The following is an 18,016-nucleotide window of genomic DNA, read 5'->3' on the forward strand; positions in this document are numbered from 1 at the left end:
GGTTAAGCCTCCAAAGTTTCGAACCGGGCGCGGATAGCCTCGCCGTGGGCGGGCAGATCCTCTGCGTCCGCAAAGGCGACCACCGTATCTGCAAGCTCCTTGAGCGCGGCTTCGTCGTAGTCGATTAGGTGCACGCTCCGGAGGAACGTGTTTGTGGAAAGCCCGGAACTGTAGCGGGCGGAACCGGAGGTAGGCAGGACATGGTTCGAGCCAGCGGAGTAATCCCCCAACGGCACCGGTGCGAACGTACCTACGAAAATGGCGCCGGCGTTCCGGATCCGCTCGGCCACCTGGCGCGGGTTCACCGTGTGAATCTCGAGGTGCTCGGCGGCATATTCATCGACAACCCGAATTCCGGCCTCCAGATCATCCACCAGAACGATCCCGGATTGCGGCCCGGTCAGCGCTTCCTTCACACGTTCCGCGTTGCGGGTCACCGAATATCGAGCCGCCACTTCCCTATCCACGGCTTCCGCCAATACGGGCGAATCCGTCACCAACACGCTGGCCGCCATGACGTCATGTTCGGCCTGGCTAATCAGGTCATAAGCAATATGGATGGGGTCGGCGGAAGCGTCGGCGAGGATGGCAATTTCGGTCGGTCCAGCCTCGGCGTCGATACCCACAATGCCACGGCAAAGCCGCTTAGCAGCGGTAACGTAAATATTGCCCGGGCCGGTAATCATATCCACGGGCACCAAATTCTCGCTGTGCTCCTCGTCGCCGTACGCCAGCAAAGCCACGGCCTGCGCGCCGCCCACGGCCCAGATCTCCGTCACGCCAAGGATCGCGCATGCCGCAAGTATGGTCGGATGCGGCCAACCCCCGAAACCGGCTTGCGGCGGGGAGGCAACCACCAAGCTTTCCACGCCGGCCTCCTGCGCGGGCACGACGTTCATAATCACGCTCGACGGGTACACCGCATTGCCGCCGGGGACGTACAAACCCACGCGCGACACGGGCAGGAACCTCTCCGTCACGGTGCCGCCGGGGGCCAGCTCGGTGGTGTGCTCCTGCGGCTTCTGCGCGGCATGAACGCGCCGCACGCGCCGGATGCTTTCCTCCAGCGCAGCACGTACGTTCGGGTCCAGCTCGGCGAGCGCTTGTTCGATTACCGCTGCGGGCACGCGAACCGAGTCGGGGCGCACACGATCAAATTGCTCCCCATATTCCAACGCTGCGGCCGCGCCACGGTCAATTACCGCCGCCACCACGGGCTGCACCACCGGCAACACGGAATCAATATCCGTCCCGCCACGCGGCAATGCGCGACGCAACTCACTGACAGACGGAATTCGACCACGCAGGTCAATAACGCTCAACATAGACGACATGGGCTTTTAGCTCCCTTAAGGATCACAATCATGCGGGTTCACCAGATTCCTCATTGTATGCACGAGGGAGCACCGCGAGGGCAGTGAGGTCCACTACACGGACCTAACACACGTGCGAAAACCGCCGAGGTCTCCGAAACTCCGTGCGCTTTACGTGCGCCGCAGCCACCGTCAGCGTTGGCTGGTTGCTCGCCCGCCGCCTAAGCCCAACACAATCCGCAAAACCAAAAACGCACAACGATGAAGGCGACATATTTTTGCGCGCAACAGCATCGGTGCCCGCACGGTTGCTAGAACTCTCATAGAATAGCCGCATGAAAATTCCGACGCTGTTCGACGTCACCCTTGTCGGCAGGTTTAACCAGTTGGACCCAATCATCGGCAAAGACTACGTTATTTTCGTCTGGGAGGACTTCTTTAGCGTTCTCTATTTCGCCTCCGAATTCGTCGACCACCTCGTGGTGCGTTCCGTTATGTACCGCCCGCTCGAAGACCAACACCGATTCGAACTCGCGCAAGAAGTCTCAAGGTGGAACACCAAAAACTACGACCCCACCGCGACAATCACCACCAACGACGGCTTTTCCTCCAATATCGAATTTCGAACCTCCTTGCCAATCGCGACCGGCGTTACCAAGCACCAACTCACCGCCGCCATCGCGCAGGCTTGCGACGCCGCCCACAGCGCGGCCGACTTCTTCCTCAAACGTTTCCCCGAACTCGGCCGGATCTGCACGCTCAGCGAACGAATCGCCCGCGCGCAACAACGCGCAACCATACTGACCGCACATTCCGACCCCACCCCGGAACGCCCGGCTCGCCTGATCGAAGAAGCGCGGCTTATGGAACACCTCATGAGCACCGAAGACGAAATCCTCGAAGGCATTTCCCTAGTAACGCAGGTGCGAATCAAACATATGTTGGCGGGGCTCGGGCCGTCCAGCTTGTCGCTCCGCGCCGAGGGAAACAGCGTCATGGTGAGCCTGTGCAATGTGCTGTTCAATATTTCGGTGACGGCGGGCCCCGCATTGATCCTGCGCGGGCACTGGATTTCAAAGTCGGATCCGAACAAGGATTTCATGCGCGTATTTACGCTTTGCAATGATTGGAACCGCGGCGCGCATTCCACCGACGCGTATTGCAGCACCAAACACCGCGAATTCATTGTGGTCAATGTCGAATACACGATCCCCATGACGCGCGGCCTTTCGGATGCCCAATTGGCGCAGGCACTCCGAGTCGGAATTTCGAACATTTTATCGTGCGTGGACAAGCTCAGCACTACCGCCGACGGCACCAGCGTGGTCCACTGGGCAGAGTAACCGAACCAAATTTAAGGCAGCAACGTGCACATTCCTTCGCTTGACGACGTCGCGGCATTCCTCCGTGGCATCGACGAATTACCGGACGTAGCAGACGACCATATTGTGGTGTCTAGCCAGGACTTTTGCAGCGTCATCTATTTCGCCTCCGAGACCGTGGACCACCTGATTGTGCGTTCGTTCCTCCGCAATCGGCTGGAACCACAGGAGATTGAGGTGGCTGCGGAGGCCGTTACTTGGTCCAATAGCGAATTCGTCGGGCTCACCACCTTGCTGGAGCCCGCCAAGGATTCTTCCATTGCGGTACATTTTCGAATCTCATTGCCGATCCGGGCCGGGTTGACCACGCACCAATTGCATTCATTTCTGGAGCAAGCGTTTACGGAAACGCGGTCCGCGGCGGATCATTTTATGATTCAATTTCCAAGCCTTGGACGTCCGGTAAAAAGTGCGGACCAGCAACTAGAACAGGATCGCGAATACGCTCGAAACATTGCCGGCAAAAGCCTGATCACGGCGCACACCCCTACAACGTGGGCGGACGAATCGCGGCGGCTGGAGGAACTACTGGTCATTGATCCCGAGCTCTCGGCGGTAACCCCCAAACGCATCGAACACATACTCAAACGGTGGGGTCCTCGGAATCTCGAATACCAGATTCATGGAAGCTCCCTGCTTACGCAGCTGGGCGGGATCCGGCTGAGTTTCGTGATCACCGCCATAGCTCCGAATACGGATCCGCACTCCTTTGCACTGGTCGTTGAGGCGGATTGGGAGCCCGACCTCGTCCCGATCGGAGATTCCGTGCGCATGTTTCAGATATGCAACGAGTGGAACGAGTCTTCCGTGTCGGTAAAAGCGGCCTGTCACACCAACGGCACGGAGGCAATTCGGGTGAGCGTGACCAATACCATATTGATCCGCCACGGGCTGGGGGAAGCGCAACTTATTGGTGCGGTGCGCGTTGCTATTCACAATGTGCTCACGGCCGTCGATAGTTTAAGCATCGAAGCGACGGGGAACAGCATGGTGCATTGGCCGTTGTAAGGGAAACACACGTGCCACAATCGCAGCGAACCGGGTACGCTCGGTTAGCTTTCGGTAACCATGGCGGACCAATACGCCAAAGCGGCCATCACGGGGCCCAGAGCCAGGGCCGCAGCGCCGGGGTAATGTGCCAGCCCCACCACGAGCGAACTAGCCGCAGAGGCGGCGCACAGGAGTGCGAATACTATGCCGCGGGGGCCGATGCCCAGCCGGCGGGCGCTGATCGCTCCGACCGCCAAGCCCAGAACCATATTCGAAAACACGATCAAGGCGTACAAGGCGAATTCGGGGCTGCGCCCAAGCGGCGGCAACACGTGCGTGATGGCACCAATGGCAAACGCGCACGCATTGACGGCAAGAAGCATAATGGCTGCAGATTTAAGATTCATCGTTGACCAAGATACGCGGAATCTACCGATCCATGTCGAGAGCAACGCGCATCCCAGCCATCCGGGCGAATTTGCACAACCATTCGACGTCCGCAGAGCTGGCAGAAGCGGGGGGCCTCCAAACCGGCTCGTGCGGACGGTGAGAGTTTAATCTCAACCCCATCCTCGATGCGTTGACCAGTGTTGGGGTGGTACACGGGCGCGGCGTCGGTAAGCAGCGCCACCAAAAGGTCGTCTTTTTCCATTACACCGTTGCGTTCAGTGCCTTAATCGGCAGGCGGAGCTTACCCATCATTTCCAGATCTTGTTCCTGCGGGCGGCCCAGCGTGGTCAGATAGTTGCCCACAATAATAGCGTTGATGCCGCCGAGCAAGCCCTGCTCCGCGCCCAGATCACCGAGGGTAAGCTCGCGGCCACCGGCGAACCGGAGGATGGTTTTAGGCAGCGCGAGGCGGAACGCACCGATGGCGCGCAGGGCGTCGGCAGTCTCCATGACCTCGTAATCGGCGAAGGGGGTGCCCGGGCGCGGATCGAGGAAGTTCATGGGCACCTCATCCGGCTCCAAGGCCGCCAAATCAGCCGCGAATTCGGCACGCTGTTCGAGGGTCTCCCCCATGCCTAGGATGCCGCCCGAACAAACCTCCATGCCCGCTTCCTTCACCATGCGCAAGGTTTCGCGGCGGGTCTCCCACGTGTGCGTGGTCACCACGTTCGGGAAGAACGAACGTGCGGTTTCCAGGTTGTGGTTATAGCGGTGAACGCCCGCGGCGGCGAGGCGATCCACCTGCTCCTGAGTGAGAATTCCCACAGACGCGGCGACCTGGATATCCACCTCGGCTTGGATCGCCGCGACGGCCTTTTCCATCTGAGACAACAGGTTTTCGTCGGGGCCTTTCACCGCTGCCACGATGCAGAATTCGGTGGCGCCGGACTTTGCCGTCTGCTTCGCCGCTTCGACCAGGCCGGGGATATCGAGCCAGGCTGCGCGCACGGGGGATTCGAACAGGCCGGACTGGGAACAGAAGTGGCAGTCCTCCGGGCAGCCGCCGGTTTTCAGGGAAATAATGCCTTCTACCTCGACTTCTTCGCCGCACCACTTGAGGCGAACCTCGTGGGCGAGGGACAGGAGTTCCGAAAGGCGGTCATCGCCAAGTTGCAGCACTTGGAGGGTTTCTTGCTGGTCAAGGCCAATGCCCTGGCCCAGTACTTTGTCGCGGGCGATCTCAAGGATGTCAGTTGCCCCGGGATGAGTCATGTGCGCGGCCTCCTTCAAAGTGGGGGATGTGGTGGGAGCCACGCATGACAATACCCCGCGGTATGAACAACGTTCAAGTTGCGGGGTAAAGTGTCAGATTAGTTGCACATTTTCCAGGTGCCGTCTTCCCGGAGCATGCGCATGGTAAAGGTCTCTTGCTTACCCTCCGCGGTGGAAGTCACCGTCGCGGAAGCCGTATCGCCATCCACCTTGATATCGGAGACCGAATTCACAGTCGGACGTTGGTGCGGGGGGATCTCCGCGTCCGGAATCTGGTTCAGGTCCTGGGGGCCCAGACCACCCTGCGCCTCAAGCGCCCGGCGACAGGTGTTATCGATCATATAGCCGAAGAACTGGCGGGTCGTCGTCGGGTTCGCCATCCCGTTCACCATCGCCTGGATAGCCGCAGCATCCTCGGGGCTGGCGGGAGAACCGCCTTCGATCGGAGCGTGTTGCGGAATCTCCACATTTGCCGGTGGGGCATCCTCAGATTTTTCTTCCGGCTTCGGCTCCTCGCTCGACGAATTCGAAGACTCCTCCGATGAGGTTTCGGACTTAGCTTCGGACGATGAAGACTTCGCAGCGGCCGAGGCTTTTGAGCTCGACGTAGAGGTACTGGGGTTTTCTTCGCCGCCAAACAAGCCACATCCCGTAAGCGCTAGCGGAAGAACCAGCACCGCGGCCAATACCACCTGACGGGTTCGAGTGAAAGATTGAACGGACAATTGGACTCCTGACTACGGGTTTTCCGGTTCAAGTACGACTAGCCTACCAAAGACGCCTGCCGCCACAACGATGGCAACTCGGCGATTCTGACGCACTTCCCCCATAAAACTTGGGATATGACTACGATTAAAGCTTGTGCAGTTGACAAAAGACTCGATCATTAACGCCTCAATCGAAATCCTGGACGATTACGGACTCGCCGACATGACCATGCGGAGGGTTGCCAAGCGTTTATCGGTCGCACCTGGAGCATTATATTGGCACATTCCGAACAAGCAAGCGCTTATCGCGGCGATTGCGAACCGGATCATTGAACCGGCTGTATATCAGAGTTCGGAGGTCCAGGGCGACAGCTGGCAAACCGCCGTGGCCACCACGTGCCGTTCGCTACGGGGCGCGATGCAGGCGCACCGGGACGGCGCTGAGGTTGTCATAGCGGCCCTCAGCAGCACCTCAGAATTACGCATCCAACTCGAGCAGCTGATCGAGCAAGCGTTAGGTGACGCACCGCTGAGCGAAAAGGACCGTAACGACGGCTCGCTAGCCTTACTGTATTTTGTTACCGGCGCCACCTTAAGTGAGCAGACCGCAACGCAATTGGCAGAGGCTACGGGCACCGCGGTGGATGCCCCTGCGGACCGAGCGCGGGTATTTAATTGCGGGATCGATCTCATCCTGGCGGGACTTGAAGCGAAAGGCAGATAAGATATGGGACCATGAGTCCCTCATCCCATGAAACTGCTTATCAAGTCTGGCCGGGTAGCGATTACCCGTTGGGCTCCACCTACGACGGTGCGGGCACCAACTTCGCCCTGTTCTCCGACATCGCCAAAAAGGTAGAACTGTGCCTGATCGATGAAGAGGACAATGAAACGCGCATCGAGTTAGACGAAGTAGATGCTCACATTTGGCACTGCTATCTCCCTGGCGTGCAACCGGGACAACGCTACGGATATCGCGTGTACGGCCCGTACGATCCGGCTCACGGGCACCGCTGCGATCCGAACAAATTATTGGTCGACCCGTACGCTAAGGCTTTCGACGGAGAGTTCGACGGCCACCCATCGCTGTTTAGCTACGACATCACCGACCCGAGCGACCTGAGCAAGCGCAATACTGAGGACAGCTTGCACCACACCATGAAATCCGTGGTGATCAACCCGTTTTTTGATTGGGCGTCCGACCGCGCACCAAAAATCCCATACCACGAGACGGTCATCTATGAGGCTCATGTCAAAGGCATGACCATGACCCACCCGGATGTGCCGGCGAAGCTGCGGGGGACCTACGCGGGCTTGGCGCACCCGTCGATCATCGGCTACCTCAAGGACCTAGGCATCACGGCCATCGAGCTCATGCCGGTGCACCAGTTTTTGCAGGATGACCGCCTCCGCGACATCGGGCTCAGAAACTACTGGGGGTACAACACGTTTGGTTTCTTCGCCCCCCATCAGGATTACGCGGCGTCGACAAAGCCGGGCGGCGCGGTGTCCGAGTTCAAGGGCATGGTGCGCGCGTACCACGAGGCGGGCATTGAGGTGATTCTCGACGTCGTGTATAACCACACCGCCGAGGGCAACCACATGGGCCCCACCATCGCCTTCCGCGGTATCGATAATGCGGCCTATTACCGCCTGGTCGATGGTGATAAACGCCACTACATGGATTACACGGGCACGGGCAACTCACTCAATGTTCGACACCCGCACTCGCTGCAATTGATCCTCGATTCGCTGCGCTACTGGGTCACCGAAATGCACGTCGACGGCTTCCGCTTCGACCTGGCCTCCACCCTCGCCCGCGAATTGCACGATGTGGACCGCCTTTCCGCCTTCTTCGACCTCGTGCAGCAGGACCCCGTGGTAAGCCAGGTCAAACTTATCGCCGAGCCGTGGGATATCGGCGAGGGCGGCTACCAGGTGGGTAATTTCCCGCCGCAATGGACGGAATGGAACGGAAAGTACCGCGATACCGTCCGCGATTTCTGGCGCGGGGAGCATTCCACCCTGGGCGAATTCGCGTCCCGCCTGACGGGCTCCAGCGACCTGTACGCGAACAACGGCCGTCGTCCCACGGCGTCGATAAACTTTGTCACGGCGCACGATGGCTTTACGCTGAATGACCTGGTGAGCTACAACCATAAGCACAATATGGCCAACGGCGAAGACAACCGGGACGGGGAAAGCCACAACCGCTCCTGGAACTGCGGCGTGGAAGGCGTGACCACCGACCCCGCCGTGCTGCAGCTCCGCGCGCAACAGCGCCGCAATTTCCTGACCACGCTGCTGCTTTCCCAAGGCACGCCGATGATCGCGCACGGCGATGAAATGGGCCGCACCCAAGGCGGCAACAATAACGTCTACTGCCAGGATTCGGAACTGAGCTGGATCGACTGGGCGCAGGTGAAAGACAACGCCACCCTGCACGGCTTTACCCGGCGCCTGCTGCGGATTCGCGCCAACCACCCGGTGTTCCGCCGCCGCCGGTTCTTCTCGGGCGGCCCGCTGGGCGACGAGGATTTAACGCAGCGGGACATCGCATGGCTGGTGCCCTCCGGCAAGCTCATGACCCAGGGCGACTGGGATTTCCGCTTTGGCAAGTCGCTCATGGTGTATATCAACGGCAACGCCATCACGGAGCCGGACGAGCGCGGCCAGCGGATCCTGGATGATTCCTTCATCATGTGTTTCAATGCGTACCACGAAAGCATTGAGTTCACCCTCCCCGATGCCCGTTTCGGCCGCCGCTGGAAGCTCATCGTGGATACCACGGAGGAGACGGGCTACCCGCTGACCGAGGAAATCATCGCCGCGGGTGGCACACTGGAGGTGCCGGCCCGCTCGACGATGTTGCTCAAGCAGCTGGAACCTCCGGAGGAATCGAAGGTACAGGCGGCTAAAGACGAATATAACGACCCGGACCGTTATAAGTAGTCCCGCAGGACGTCGCCGAATGCGTCACGTACGCGGCGCACGGCGGGGTCGATGGGGCTGCCTGCCTCGCTCGGGCGCGGCGGGCGGCGGTCGGCGCGGGCGTCTCGCTGGCCGCCGAGGTCCACAACGAGATCGTCTTCCTCGACCACTACGGGCGTGGTGTCGGGCAGGCCGATGGCGTCCACGGCGTCGATAAGCTTGCGCAATTCGCCTATGGTCAGTTTGCTTGCTGAAAATGAAATCTTCATATCCACCACTATAAGGAAAGGATCGCTCGTGATCGTCGCTCACGGCGCTACCATTACCGTTTCCCCAGCTGAGATTTACATCAGCAACTCGCCGTTAGTGGCGGCGTTGCGCGGGCCCGGCTCCCGAGTTCCGCTCGCAAACGTGTCGGGTGTGACGGTGATCGCCGCGCCCACGGACACCGATTGCGGGCGTGTGCTTCTCGACGGCGCGAATGTCAGCGTTACCTTTGCGCCCAACCAGCAGCAGCACCAGGAGCACTTCTTGGCGGCCATTGCTTCCGCACAAAAAGGCGATGCTCCGGCGGTGATACCTGGGTTCGATTTCGTGGCGCTGGATGTGGAAACCGCAAACGACGATTGGGGGTCCATCTGCCAGGTCGGCGTGGTGCGCGTACAGGACGGCAATGTCATGGAATCGCGCTCTTGGTTGTGCCAACCCCCGGCGAGCGTATCGGAATTTGCGGAATTCAATATCGGTATCCACGGGATCACCGCCGCCGATGTTGCGGGGCACCCGAGCATCGGCGAAATCATGCCCGCTATCAGCGATTTTATCGGTGAGCTGCCGGTGCTGGCGCATAACGCGCAATTCGATATGTCGGCATTGGGGCGCGCCTGCGCCGCCAGCGGTGTGCCCACGCCGGAGCTGACGTTCGGCTGCACCCTATCGCTGGCCAGGCACAGCAAGGTGAAATTCCCGGCGCACCGGCTGCCGGTGGTGGCGGAGGTGCTGGGCGTGCCGCAGGCCCAGCATCACGACGCGGAAGATGATGCCCTGACCTGCGCCGGGATCGCCATCGAGCTGGCCAAACGCGCCGGCTACACGGGGGACGTGGTGTCCTACTTTGAGCACGAAGGGTGGACGGCGGGCTCGCTGGTGGCGGAGCGCGTGTACCCCATGCTGCGCAAATTTGCGAGCGCGACGCCGGCGCAGCCCCGGAAGCGTACCGCCTGGTCCAAAGCCGCCACCCCGGAGGTGATTCCGGCGGCCAATACGGAGGCGGATCCGGAGGGCGTGCTGTTCGGGCAAAACGTGACGCTCTCGGGGGATTTCGAACCCTATGACAAGGGCATGCTGTGGGAACGTATGGCCGAACTCGGGGCGACTATTGGAAAGAACGTAACCAAGAAAACCACGCTATTGGTGTGCGGGCCGTGGGCCACGGTCACCTCCAAACAAAAGCGCGCGGAGCAGCTGATCAAGCAGGGGCAGGCGATCCAGCTGTGGAGCGCCGAACAATTGTATGCCGCGCTGGAATTGGAGGAGGAACCCCCGTTCTAGGTGGTTTGGGAACCCCGGTGGGCGCTGGCTGCGTCCAAGAAAGAAAAAAGGGGTTCCCATGGACATTGGACAAGATTTCTCGTTGCAGGTGCGGCGGGCGCAAGGCTCGCCCCTGGTTGATGACCTCACCTTTGCGCACTGCCCCGTCTCCATCGCACTCTCGGACGAATTGCGTGCGGTGTTTGTGCGGCGGGGCAAGCTGGTCACCCACGCCGAGCTGGATGCCCTCGGGGTAGGCAGCACATCAATGTGGGACCTTACGGCGGAACGGACCACCAGCGCGCGCGTGCGCATCCGAAGCCATGTCCGGGGCGGGATCGAGGTGGCTGCGGATCCCGGCTCGGCCGTGGATTGGTTGGCGCACCCGCATTCGTTTTGGCTGCTGCACACGCACCTCCAGCAATTTTTTGGGGGCACGATCCTGTATTTCGCGCCCACGACCACGCTGCTGGTGGCCGCGCCCTGGGCCGCCGGTTATTTGCCGGAATTGCAGCTGTGGGCGGCGGAAACATACGCGGCGGCGGGTGCGCGTGGGCTGGTTCCGCACGGCGTGATATATCACCAGGGTTACCCCACGTCAGTGTCTCAGCAATTCGCTCATGCTCGCTAATGTGGAGTGCATGGACACCACTGAACTTGAGGTTCGCTACCACGATTGGGTGGCGGAACACCCGAGCGCGGCCGCGGATTTCCGGGAGGTGGTCGAGGACCTGCTGGCGGATTCCGGCGTGACCTACGATCGCGTGACGGCGCGCATTAAGGAGTGGCGCTCGCTGCAAACAAAGGCGAATAAGAAAACCGCGGCCGGTACCCCCGCTTACCCCGACCCTTGGCATGATATTCATGACATTATTGGCGTCCGTGTGACCACCTATCATTCGACGGAGATTCCATCGGTGGTGTCCGTGCTGCAGGATTCCTTTCACGTGATCCGTTCCGTGGATAAGGCGGCGGAAACGCGGATCTCTGGGGGCTTCGGCTATGGGTCCCATCACGTGGTGATCAAAGTTCCGGAAACCCAGCAGGAGCTCAGCGCCTATCACGGAATGGTGTTCGAAGTGCAGGTGCGCACCGTTTTGCAGCATGCATGGGCCGAATTTGAGCACGATATTCGGTATAAGGACCCCGGCGGGTCCATGGACCCGCGCATCGATCGTGCGTTCACACTCGCCGCCGGACTGATCGAGCTGGCCGATCAACAGTTCGACCAAATCGCGGCGATTCAGGCCGCTCCCCCGGCGCAATCGGACGATGTTGCGCTATCGGCAGAGACCCTCCCGGGCGTGCTTTCCGTGCTGATCGGGAATCGCTTTTCGCGCTCCAAATCCGAATCGTATCGCTGGCTCGAAGAAATACTTACCGCCAATGGCATCACCACCATCGCGCAGCTTAAGGATCTGCTCAATGATGCGGATATCGCCAAGGTGGAACAGGCCATGCGCTACCGCTTTAAGCCTGGTCACGTGCGCATTATCGACGATGTCCTGCTCCGCAAATTCGGCCACCAACACATCCTGCGCACCACCAAGGGCCGCCGGGGCCTGGCGCGCGCCACGCGACTGCGGGATCGGTTAGAAACCATGCGGCTGCATGAAAGGTAGCAGTATAATGAACGCGTCAACGGTTGTTTTACTGAGGAGTCCGTCCATGGGTTTATCCCCACAATCGCTCGATTTCATCCACGTGTGGGCGCTTACCAGCGCTGACTTTTTCCGCCCCTTCGGGATTAACTTCCCGCCGCCCCACTGGGGCACCTTCGGTTCCCGCTAGCTTATTCGCGGCCGCGGAGGCGATCTAAGGCGCGCCGATCGCGCTTGGTGGGGCGCCCCGCGCCGCGGTCTCGGCGCGGCATGGAGGCCAAGATTTCCTTCGGCGGTGGCGGCGGCGAATGGTCGATATAGCAGGTGCGGGCGACGGCGGCGCTGACGCGTTTGCGGATGGGCTCAACAACCTCCACATCGTATTGCCGGTGGTTTACCCAGATTTGGACTCGGTCCCCCGCCACCACCTGTTGCGCAGGTTTCACGGACGCGCCGCCAAGTTTGACGTGTCCGGCCTTGCAGGCGTCGGCGGCTTGGGTGCGGGTTTTGGCAAACCGGGTGGCCCAGACCCAAGCATCGATACGAACGCCGCTCATATTTTCTAATCCTTGTAGTTGACGATGCGCTGTACTCGCTGATAGGCCGTGACCCCACCGGCGACCGCAATAATCAATCCGACAATCAAAAAGAATCCCGTTTGAAAGAGCAAAGACAGTGCCGCGCCGCCGATAACCCCGCCCGCCACGGCGACAACTCCGTTTCGGGCGTGGCGGCGAACCGCCTGTTTACGCAGTTCAATTGGATTCTGGGGATAGCGCTGCATGCTCATAGCACTCCATTCTAGTCAGCAATTTCCACCCACCGTTGCCCCGCCTCCCGCACCTGAGTATTGCCTTGTGTAAGGGCCGCTACCGTGGTCGCAAGAGTGTCCTGTCCGGGCGGCACGGCGATGGTAAGGGTGACGGTCGCGCCGTAGCTGGTGTCCACGACGTCGAAAAGCCGGTTGCGGAGTTCGGCCTCCATCCGCCCGGCAACGTCGTGTCCGAACGAAACTTCGTAGAGTTCGCGGAGCTCGCGCGTCACCGGAACAACGCCCCGCAAGCAACCCGAAACGGCGTCCGAATATGCGCGCACCAGGCCACCCGTGCCGAGCTTTACGCCGCCAAAGTAGCGCACCACAACGGCGCAGATGTCCAGCATTCCGCAGCCGCGCAACACGTCCAGCATGGGTTGCCCAGCGGTCCCGGCAGGCTCGCCATCGTCGCTCGAACGTTCGACGGGATTGGCGCCTTCGACGTGGTAAATAAAGGCGCTGCAATGGTGCCGCGCATCGGGGAATTTATGTTTGATTTCGGCGATAAAGGCGCGCGCCTCCTCGGCGTTTTGCACGCGTCGAATAAAGGTAAGAAAGCGGGAGCGTTTGATCTCGAGTTCGTCGGTGAATGTGCGTGCGGAGGCCGGCAACTGATACATGGTTGTAGCTTAGGCTAGAACGCATGAAACACTTTTCTGTATGGGCACCCAAGGCCAGCAATATTGAACTCGTCATCGATGGCGTTGCGCACCCGATGCGGCGCGGCAACGTCTGGACCAGCGATATTACGCCGGTGCCGGGCATGCGTTACGGGTTTCGCGTCGATGGCGAGCTGCTGCCGGACCCGCGTTCCCAAAGCCAGCCGGACGGGGTGCACGGGCTGAGCGAGGTGTGCGATCCGGAGTTCGCTTGGCAGCACCCGTGGCGCGGGCAGCAGCGGAGCCGGATTTACGAGCTGCACGTGGGCACGTTTCGGGGTGATTTCCAAGGGGTGATCGAAAAGTTGCCCTATTTGCAGTCGATTGGCGTGGGCGCGATCGAGCTAATGCCCGTGCAACCTTTTGCGGGCGACCGAAACTGGGGTTACGACGGCGTATTCTGGCACGCCGTCCACGCCGGCTACGGCGGCCCCCGCGGCCTCAAACAGCTTATCGACGCCGCGCACGGCCACGGCATTGCCGTATACCTCGACGTGGTATACAACCACTTCGGGCCGGAAGGGAATTATATGAACCGCTTCGGGCCCTACACCGTCCCGAATCCCACCGGTTGGGGCGACGCGATCAATATGGCGGACCCGCATGTGCGCGGCTATATCCTCGATGCCATCCGCCAATGGTTTATCGAATACCGGGTCGATGGGCTGCGGCTCGACGCCACGCACGCCTATACGGACCTTAGCCTGCTCGACGATATCGCGGAACTGGCCGCAGCTGTGGCCGCGGAGACCGGAATCCCCCGCACGCTGATCGCGGAGGACCTGCGGGACGACCCGGAAATTACCACCAGCCGCGGCATTGATCTGCAATGGAACGACACCATCCACCATTGCCTGCACACCCTGGTCACCGGCGAAAAACACGCCTATTACAAGGGCTATGGCACGGTGCAGCAGCTGGTGGATGCGATAAATCATCGGTACCACTCGGTGGTGTACACCACCACGCACGACCAGGTGGGCAACCGGCCGCGCGGCGACCGGCCGAGCCAGAATCTGACCGTGGCGCAACAATTGCTCAAGGCGGCGATCATCGCGGCGATCCCCTCGCCGACCATGCTATTTATGGGTGAAGAATACGGCGCCACCACCCCGTTTCCGTTCTTTTGTTCGCACTCCGATCCGGCCCTGCAGGCGGGGACCATCGCCGGGCGCGCGGAACAATTTCAGGATATGGGGTTGACGCAACCACCGCTGGACCCCACCGACCCCGCCACCTTCGAGGCGGCGCGCCTCGATTGGCAGATCAACCCGGAGGTGTTCGCCGGCTACCAGCGCATCTTCGAACTGAGTGACCAGGTGCAGGAACCGGTCAAGGCCATCGGCGGGCAGCGCTGGATCGCCCTGCTGGGTGCGCACCCGCTGGTGGCCAACCTTTCGGATCGGCCCGTCACCCTGCCATTCACCGGGGAGCTCGTATACAGTTTCGGTTCGCCGGAGTTTACCGAAACCCATATGGTGCTCGGGCCGTGGGAATTCGCGTTCTGCAAATACCTCACGTGTGACTAAACCAAGGCCACGTCGCGCGGCACAAACCGGGCCACCACGATCGCGATCACGATGGCGGTGGCCGCCGCCACGGCGGAGGATGCGACGACACCGTTGCGGAACGCGGCGTCGGCAAGCGCGATAAGGGAAGCGTCGCCCGTGGCATGGGCGGCGGACACGGAATCGCCAATAGCTTCGGGCACGCCGGAGCCGTACACCGCCATCAGAATCGAACCCAGAATCGCGGTGCCGAACGCCCCGCCGAGCTCATAACCCGTCTCCGAAATCGACGCCGCGGCGCCCACCCGATCCGGGGGAGCCGCCGCGATAATATAATCGTTGCTCACCGGGTCAACCATGCCCACCCCCGTGCCAAACACCGCGAACGCGAAGGCCAGCCAAAAGGCCGAATGCTCCAACGCGCCGTAGGCGTCCAAGCCCAACAGGCAGCTAGCCACCACAGTAATGGAAAGCGCGATAATCAGCAGCGTGCGCGCCGGATAACGGGACATCACGCGGCCCGTCACCAGCGCCGCAAGCATGGACATCAGCAGGCCGGGCACCATCAACGCGCCCGCCGTGATCGCCGGAAAACCAAGGACCACCTGCAGGTATTGGCTTAGGTAAAACAGCACGCCCACATACAAAAACATGGACAAACCGTTGACCGTGACCATCGTGGCGTATACGGGGTTGGACATCAGCGAAATATCGATCAGCGGGTGCGAGGCAAGCCGCAGGTGGCGCAGCAGTAGGAAGCCCGCCACCACGGCGACCAGCCCCGTGGCCAGGCCGATCAGGCTGGGGCCCTCCACCGGGATCACCTTCACCGCATACACCAGCGAAAACAGGGCGAGGATGCTGAGCATCGCACCGGTAAGGTCGAACGGTTGCGGCTCGGCGGAACGCGAGGAGGGCAGGTATTTCACGCCGCCGAGGATCATCACGATCACGAGCGGCACGTTAATGAAAAACACCGCGCCCCAATGGAAAAACTGGAGCAGGAAACCACCCAGCAAGGGCCCAGCCGCGGCACCCATGGAATAGACGGATACCCAGATGGAAATCGCGCGGCCACGCTCGCCGGGGTTTTGAAACATTGTTCGAATCAGCGAGAGCGTTGAGGGCATCAATGTGGCGCCCGCCGCGCCCTGCAACGCGCGGCCCGCGATCAACATTTCGGCGCTGGTAGACACGCCGGCGATCACGGAGGCGACACCAAAGCAGGCGGCGCCGATCAGCAGCACGCGGCGGCGGCCAATGCGGTCGCCGAGGGTGCCCATGGTGACCAGCAACGCCGCGAGGACGAACGCATACACGTCGACGATCCACAGCGTTTGGGTGGCCGAGGGTTGCAGCGAGGAATTAATGGCAGGGATGGCAAAGTTCAGCACCGTCGTGTCGATTGCCAACACGGCGACCGCAACGCATAACACTGTTAGCCCCCACCACCGTTGCGGATAAGAATTGCTGGTAGTGGGGGAAGGTTTGGAACTAGGAGACATTTACACCAAAAAGTCGTATTCGGGGGTACCAGGTTGTAGCTGTTGCGTGTGAATGCGTGATTGCCTCATCCGCTCCAGCAGCGGTTCAAGGTCGGCGGCACTGCCGAGCTGCAACCCAACCAACGCGGTCCCGGTTTCCCGGTTATTGCGCTTAAGGTATTCGAATCGCGTGATGTCATCGTGGGGGCCCAACACCTCCGACAGGAAATGCTTGAGCTGGCCAGGCTCTTGAGGGAAATCGACAAGGAAGTAGTGCTTGAGTCCGCGGTGGACCAAGGAACGTTCCACAATTTCAGCGTACCTGAGCACGTCATTGTTACCGCCGGAGATGATGCACACCACCACCTCGCCGGGGCGCAATTTCAGCTCCTTGAGCGCGGCGACGGACAACGCGCCTGCCGGCTCCGCCACGATCCCCTCCGATTGGTACAGGCCCAGCATTTCGGTGCACACCGCGCCCTCGCTAACGGTCAGCATATGCAGGCGCGACCGGTTGGCGTCCACAATACGGTAGTTCACATCGCCAATGCGTTTGACGGCGGCACCGTCGATAAAAGGATCGATCGTTTCCAGGGTGACGGGGCCATCATTGTCTAGGGCCGCCTTCATCGAGGCCGCCGAGGTGGGCTCCACGCCGATCACGGCCGTGTGCGGCGCCATGTCCGCCAGGTAGCTTAAAACGCCTGCGATCAGCCCGCCGCCACCCACGGGCACCACCACGGCATCGGCGTTTTTGCCCAGGGTAGACAGCTGGGCGAGGATTTCGGCGGCGACGGTCCCCTGCCCGACGACGGTGTCACGGGCGTCGAAAGGCTCCACGAGGGTGGCTCCGGTTCGGTGGGCATCGTCGCGGGCGGCGGCTGCGGCTTCATCGAAACTATTGCCGGTGACCACAACATCCACGAATTCTCGCCCGTGCACGCGAATGCGATCGAGCTTTTGTTTTGGCGTTTGGTTTGGCACGTAGATGCGACCATTGATGCCCAGCGCACGGCACACATAGGCCACGCCCTGCGCGTGATTGCCTGCCGACGCCGCGACAATGCCGGCCGCGCGTTGTTCCTCGGTCAGCTGCGCCACATTGTTGTAGGCGCCGCGGATCTTGTACGAACGCACGTCCTGAAGGTCTTCTCGTTTGAGGTAGATCTCCACCCCTGTTTCCTCCGAAAGCCGAGGGCAATATTGCAGCGGAGTCGGCGCGATCACGGAGGAAATTCGTGCCTGCGCCATTTGAATATCTGCAGCGCGGACTGGCTCCAGATCGGAAGACAAGGCAGGAACGGCAAGAGCGTGATCGGTCATGAAAGCACATTGTAGCCCCCTTGTCCACGTCAAGCATATTGCCTGCCGCCCGAGGATCTAGCGCGACCGTAGAACAAACGCTGCGCCATTGCCGTGATGTTGCTATGTTCAC

Annotated in this window: 20 protein-coding genes; 9 read left to right on the forward strand and 11 right to left on the reverse strand. The window is 60.9% G+C overall.

Features of this window, described 5'->3' with window-relative positions:
• Positions 1 to 2: 2 nt before the first annotated feature.
• Positions 3 to 1,325 (reverse strand): histidinol dehydrogenase, encoded by a 1,323-nt coding sequence (hisD, locus tag CCANI_RS09150; RefSeq protein WP_146323545.1) that lies wholly within the window; start codon positions 1,323 to 1,325, stop codon positions 3 to 5.
• 323 nt (positions 1,326 to 1,648) lie between these two features.
• Between hisD and CCANI_RS09155 the strand changes: the two genes are divergently transcribed.
• Positions 1,649 to 2,656, forward strand: a complete 1,008-nt coding sequence (locus tag CCANI_RS09155) for a YbjN domain-containing protein (protein ID WP_146323487.1) — start codon at positions 1,649 to 1,651, stop codon at positions 2,654 to 2,656.
• A 24-nt stretch (positions 2,657 to 2,680) separates the two neighbouring features.
• Positions 2,681 to 3,703: a YbjN domain-containing protein gene (locus tag CCANI_RS09160; protein WP_146323486.1), complete on the forward strand. Its 1,023-nt coding sequence runs from the start codon at positions 2,681 to 2,683 to the stop codon at positions 3,701 to 3,703.
• 44 nt (positions 3,704 to 3,747) lie between these two features.
• On the opposite strand, the gene CCANI_RS09165 is transcribed toward CCANI_RS09160, so the two are convergent.
• The 4 genes from CCANI_RS09165 to CCANI_RS09180 all read right to left on the reverse strand — a co-directional run bounded on the left by CCANI_RS09165 (position 3,748) and on the right by CCANI_RS09180 (position 6,072).
• Positions 3,748 to 4,092, reverse strand: a complete 345-nt coding sequence (locus CCANI_RS09165) for a hypothetical protein (protein WP_146323485.1) — start codon at positions 4,090 to 4,092, stop codon at positions 3,748 to 3,750.
• Complete coding sequence (gene bsaP, locus CCANI_RS09170; RefSeq protein WP_146323484.1) at positions 4,089 to 4,337, reverse strand: biotin synthase auxiliary protein BsaP; 249 nt, start codon at positions 4,335 to 4,337, stop codon at positions 4,089 to 4,091. The genes CCANI_RS09165 and bsaP overlap by 4 nt, the downstream gene beginning before the upstream one ends.
• Positions 4,337 to 5,347 (reverse strand): biotin synthase BioB, encoded by a 1,011-nt coding sequence (gene bioB / locus CCANI_RS09175; protein WP_146323483.1) that lies wholly within the window; start codon positions 5,345 to 5,347, stop codon positions 4,337 to 4,339. The genes bsaP and bioB overlap by 1 nt, the downstream gene beginning before the upstream one ends.
• Before the next feature lie 98 nt (positions 5,348 to 5,445).
• Positions 5,446 to 6,072 (reverse strand): Rv0361 family membrane protein, encoded by a 627-nt coding sequence (locus CCANI_RS09180; protein ID WP_146323482.1) that lies wholly within the window; start codon positions 6,070 to 6,072, stop codon positions 5,446 to 5,448.
• Positions 6,073 to 6,208: 136 nt separating this feature from the next.
• Here CCANI_RS09180 and CCANI_RS09185 point away from each other — a divergent pair, with 136 nt between their 5' ends.
• Positions 6,209 to 6,778 (forward strand): TetR/AcrR family transcriptional regulator C-terminal domain-containing protein, encoded by a 570-nt coding sequence (locus tag CCANI_RS09185; RefSeq protein ID WP_246118158.1) that lies wholly within the window; start codon positions 6,209 to 6,211, stop codon positions 6,776 to 6,778.
• Between the two features lie 11 nt (positions 6,779 to 6,789).
• Positions 6,790 to 9,006, forward strand: coding sequence for a glycogen debranching protein GlgX (gene glgX, locus CCANI_RS09190; RefSeq protein ID WP_146323481.1), 2,217 nt, complete (start codon positions 6,790 to 6,792; stop codon positions 9,004 to 9,006).
• On the opposite strand, the gene CCANI_RS09195 is transcribed toward glgX, so the two are convergent.
• On the reverse strand, positions 8,997 to 9,254 hold the full coding sequence (locus tag CCANI_RS09195) for a hypothetical protein (RefSeq protein ID WP_146323480.1): 258 nt from the start codon (positions 9,252 to 9,254) through the stop codon (positions 8,997 to 8,999). The two genes, glgX and CCANI_RS09195, sit on opposite strands and share 10 nt — an antisense overlap.
• Before the next feature lie 28 nt (positions 9,255 to 9,282).
• On the opposite strand from CCANI_RS09195, the gene CCANI_RS09200 reads away from it, so the two are divergent.
• The 4 genes from CCANI_RS09200 to CCANI_RS09215 are packed head-to-tail and all read left to right on the forward strand — an operon-like array spanning position 9,283 to position 12,306.
• Positions 9,283 to 10,536: an exonuclease domain-containing protein gene (locus tag CCANI_RS09200; protein ID WP_146323479.1), complete on the forward strand. Its 1,254-nt coding sequence runs from the start codon at positions 9,283 to 9,285 to the stop codon at positions 10,534 to 10,536.
• A 58-nt stretch (positions 10,537 to 10,594) separates the two neighbouring features.
• Positions 10,595 to 11,146, forward strand: a complete 552-nt coding sequence (locus CCANI_RS09205) for a hypothetical protein (RefSeq protein WP_146323478.1) — start codon at positions 10,595 to 10,597, stop codon at positions 11,144 to 11,146.
• Between the two features lie 10 nt (positions 11,147 to 11,156).
• Positions 11,157 to 12,137, forward strand: a complete 981-nt coding sequence (locus tag CCANI_RS09210; RefSeq protein WP_146323477.1) for a GTP pyrophosphokinase — start codon at positions 11,157 to 11,159, stop codon at positions 12,135 to 12,137.
• Between the two features lie 46 nt (positions 12,138 to 12,183).
• On the forward strand, positions 12,184 to 12,306 hold the full coding sequence (locus CCANI_RS09215) for a hypothetical protein (protein WP_281284988.1): 123 nt from the start codon (positions 12,184 to 12,186) through the stop codon (positions 12,304 to 12,306).
• Between the two features lies 1 nt (position 12,307).
• Here the strand turns inward: CCANI_RS09215 and CCANI_RS09220 are convergent, their stop codons facing one another.
• Genes CCANI_RS09220 through CCANI_RS09230 form a run of 3 tightly spaced genes read right to left on the reverse strand, consistent with a single transcriptional unit; the run spans position 12,308 to position 13,550 of the window.
• On the reverse strand, positions 12,308 to 12,673 hold the full coding sequence (locus tag CCANI_RS09220; protein WP_146323476.1) for an RNA-binding S4 domain-containing protein: 366 nt from the start codon (positions 12,671 to 12,673) through the stop codon (positions 12,308 to 12,310).
• 5 nt (positions 12,674 to 12,678) lie between these two features.
• Entirely contained in the window at positions 12,679 to 12,906 is a 228-nt protein-coding gene (locus CCANI_RS09225) for a hypothetical protein (RefSeq protein ID WP_146323475.1), read from the reverse strand.
• An 11-nt stretch (positions 12,907 to 12,917) separates the two neighbouring features.
• Entirely contained in the window at positions 12,918 to 13,550 is a 633-nt protein-coding gene (locus CCANI_RS09230) for a YigZ family protein (protein WP_146323474.1), read from the reverse strand.
• Positions 13,551 to 13,573: 23 nt separating this feature from the next.
• Between CCANI_RS09230 and CCANI_RS09235 the strand changes: the two genes are divergently transcribed.
• Entirely contained in the window at positions 13,574 to 15,118 is a 1,545-nt protein-coding gene (locus CCANI_RS09235) for an alpha-amylase family glycosyl hydrolase (protein WP_146323473.1), read from the forward strand.
• Here the strand turns inward: CCANI_RS09235 and CCANI_RS09240 are convergent.
• Both CCANI_RS09240 and ilvA read right to left on the reverse strand, forming a co-directional pair.
• The gene (locus CCANI_RS09240; protein WP_146323472.1) at positions 15,115 to 16,602 is read right to left on the reverse strand and encodes an MFS transporter; all 1,488 of its coding nucleotides are present in this window, start codon (positions 16,600 to 16,602) and stop codon (positions 15,115 to 15,117) included. The two genes, CCANI_RS09235 and CCANI_RS09240, sit on opposite strands and share 4 nt — an antisense overlap.
• Positions 16,603 to 17,904 (reverse strand): threonine ammonia-lyase IlvA, encoded by a 1,302-nt coding sequence (gene ilvA / locus CCANI_RS09245; RefSeq protein WP_146323471.1) that lies wholly within the window; start codon positions 17,902 to 17,904, stop codon positions 16,603 to 16,605. It abuts the gene before it with no gap.
• Between the last annotated feature and the right edge of the window lie 112 nt (positions 17,905 to 18,016).

The sequence above is a fragment of the Corynebacterium canis genome (assembly GCF_030408595.1).
Lineage (GTDB): Bacteria > Actinomycetota > Actinomycetes > Mycobacteriales > Mycobacteriaceae > Corynebacterium > Corynebacterium canis.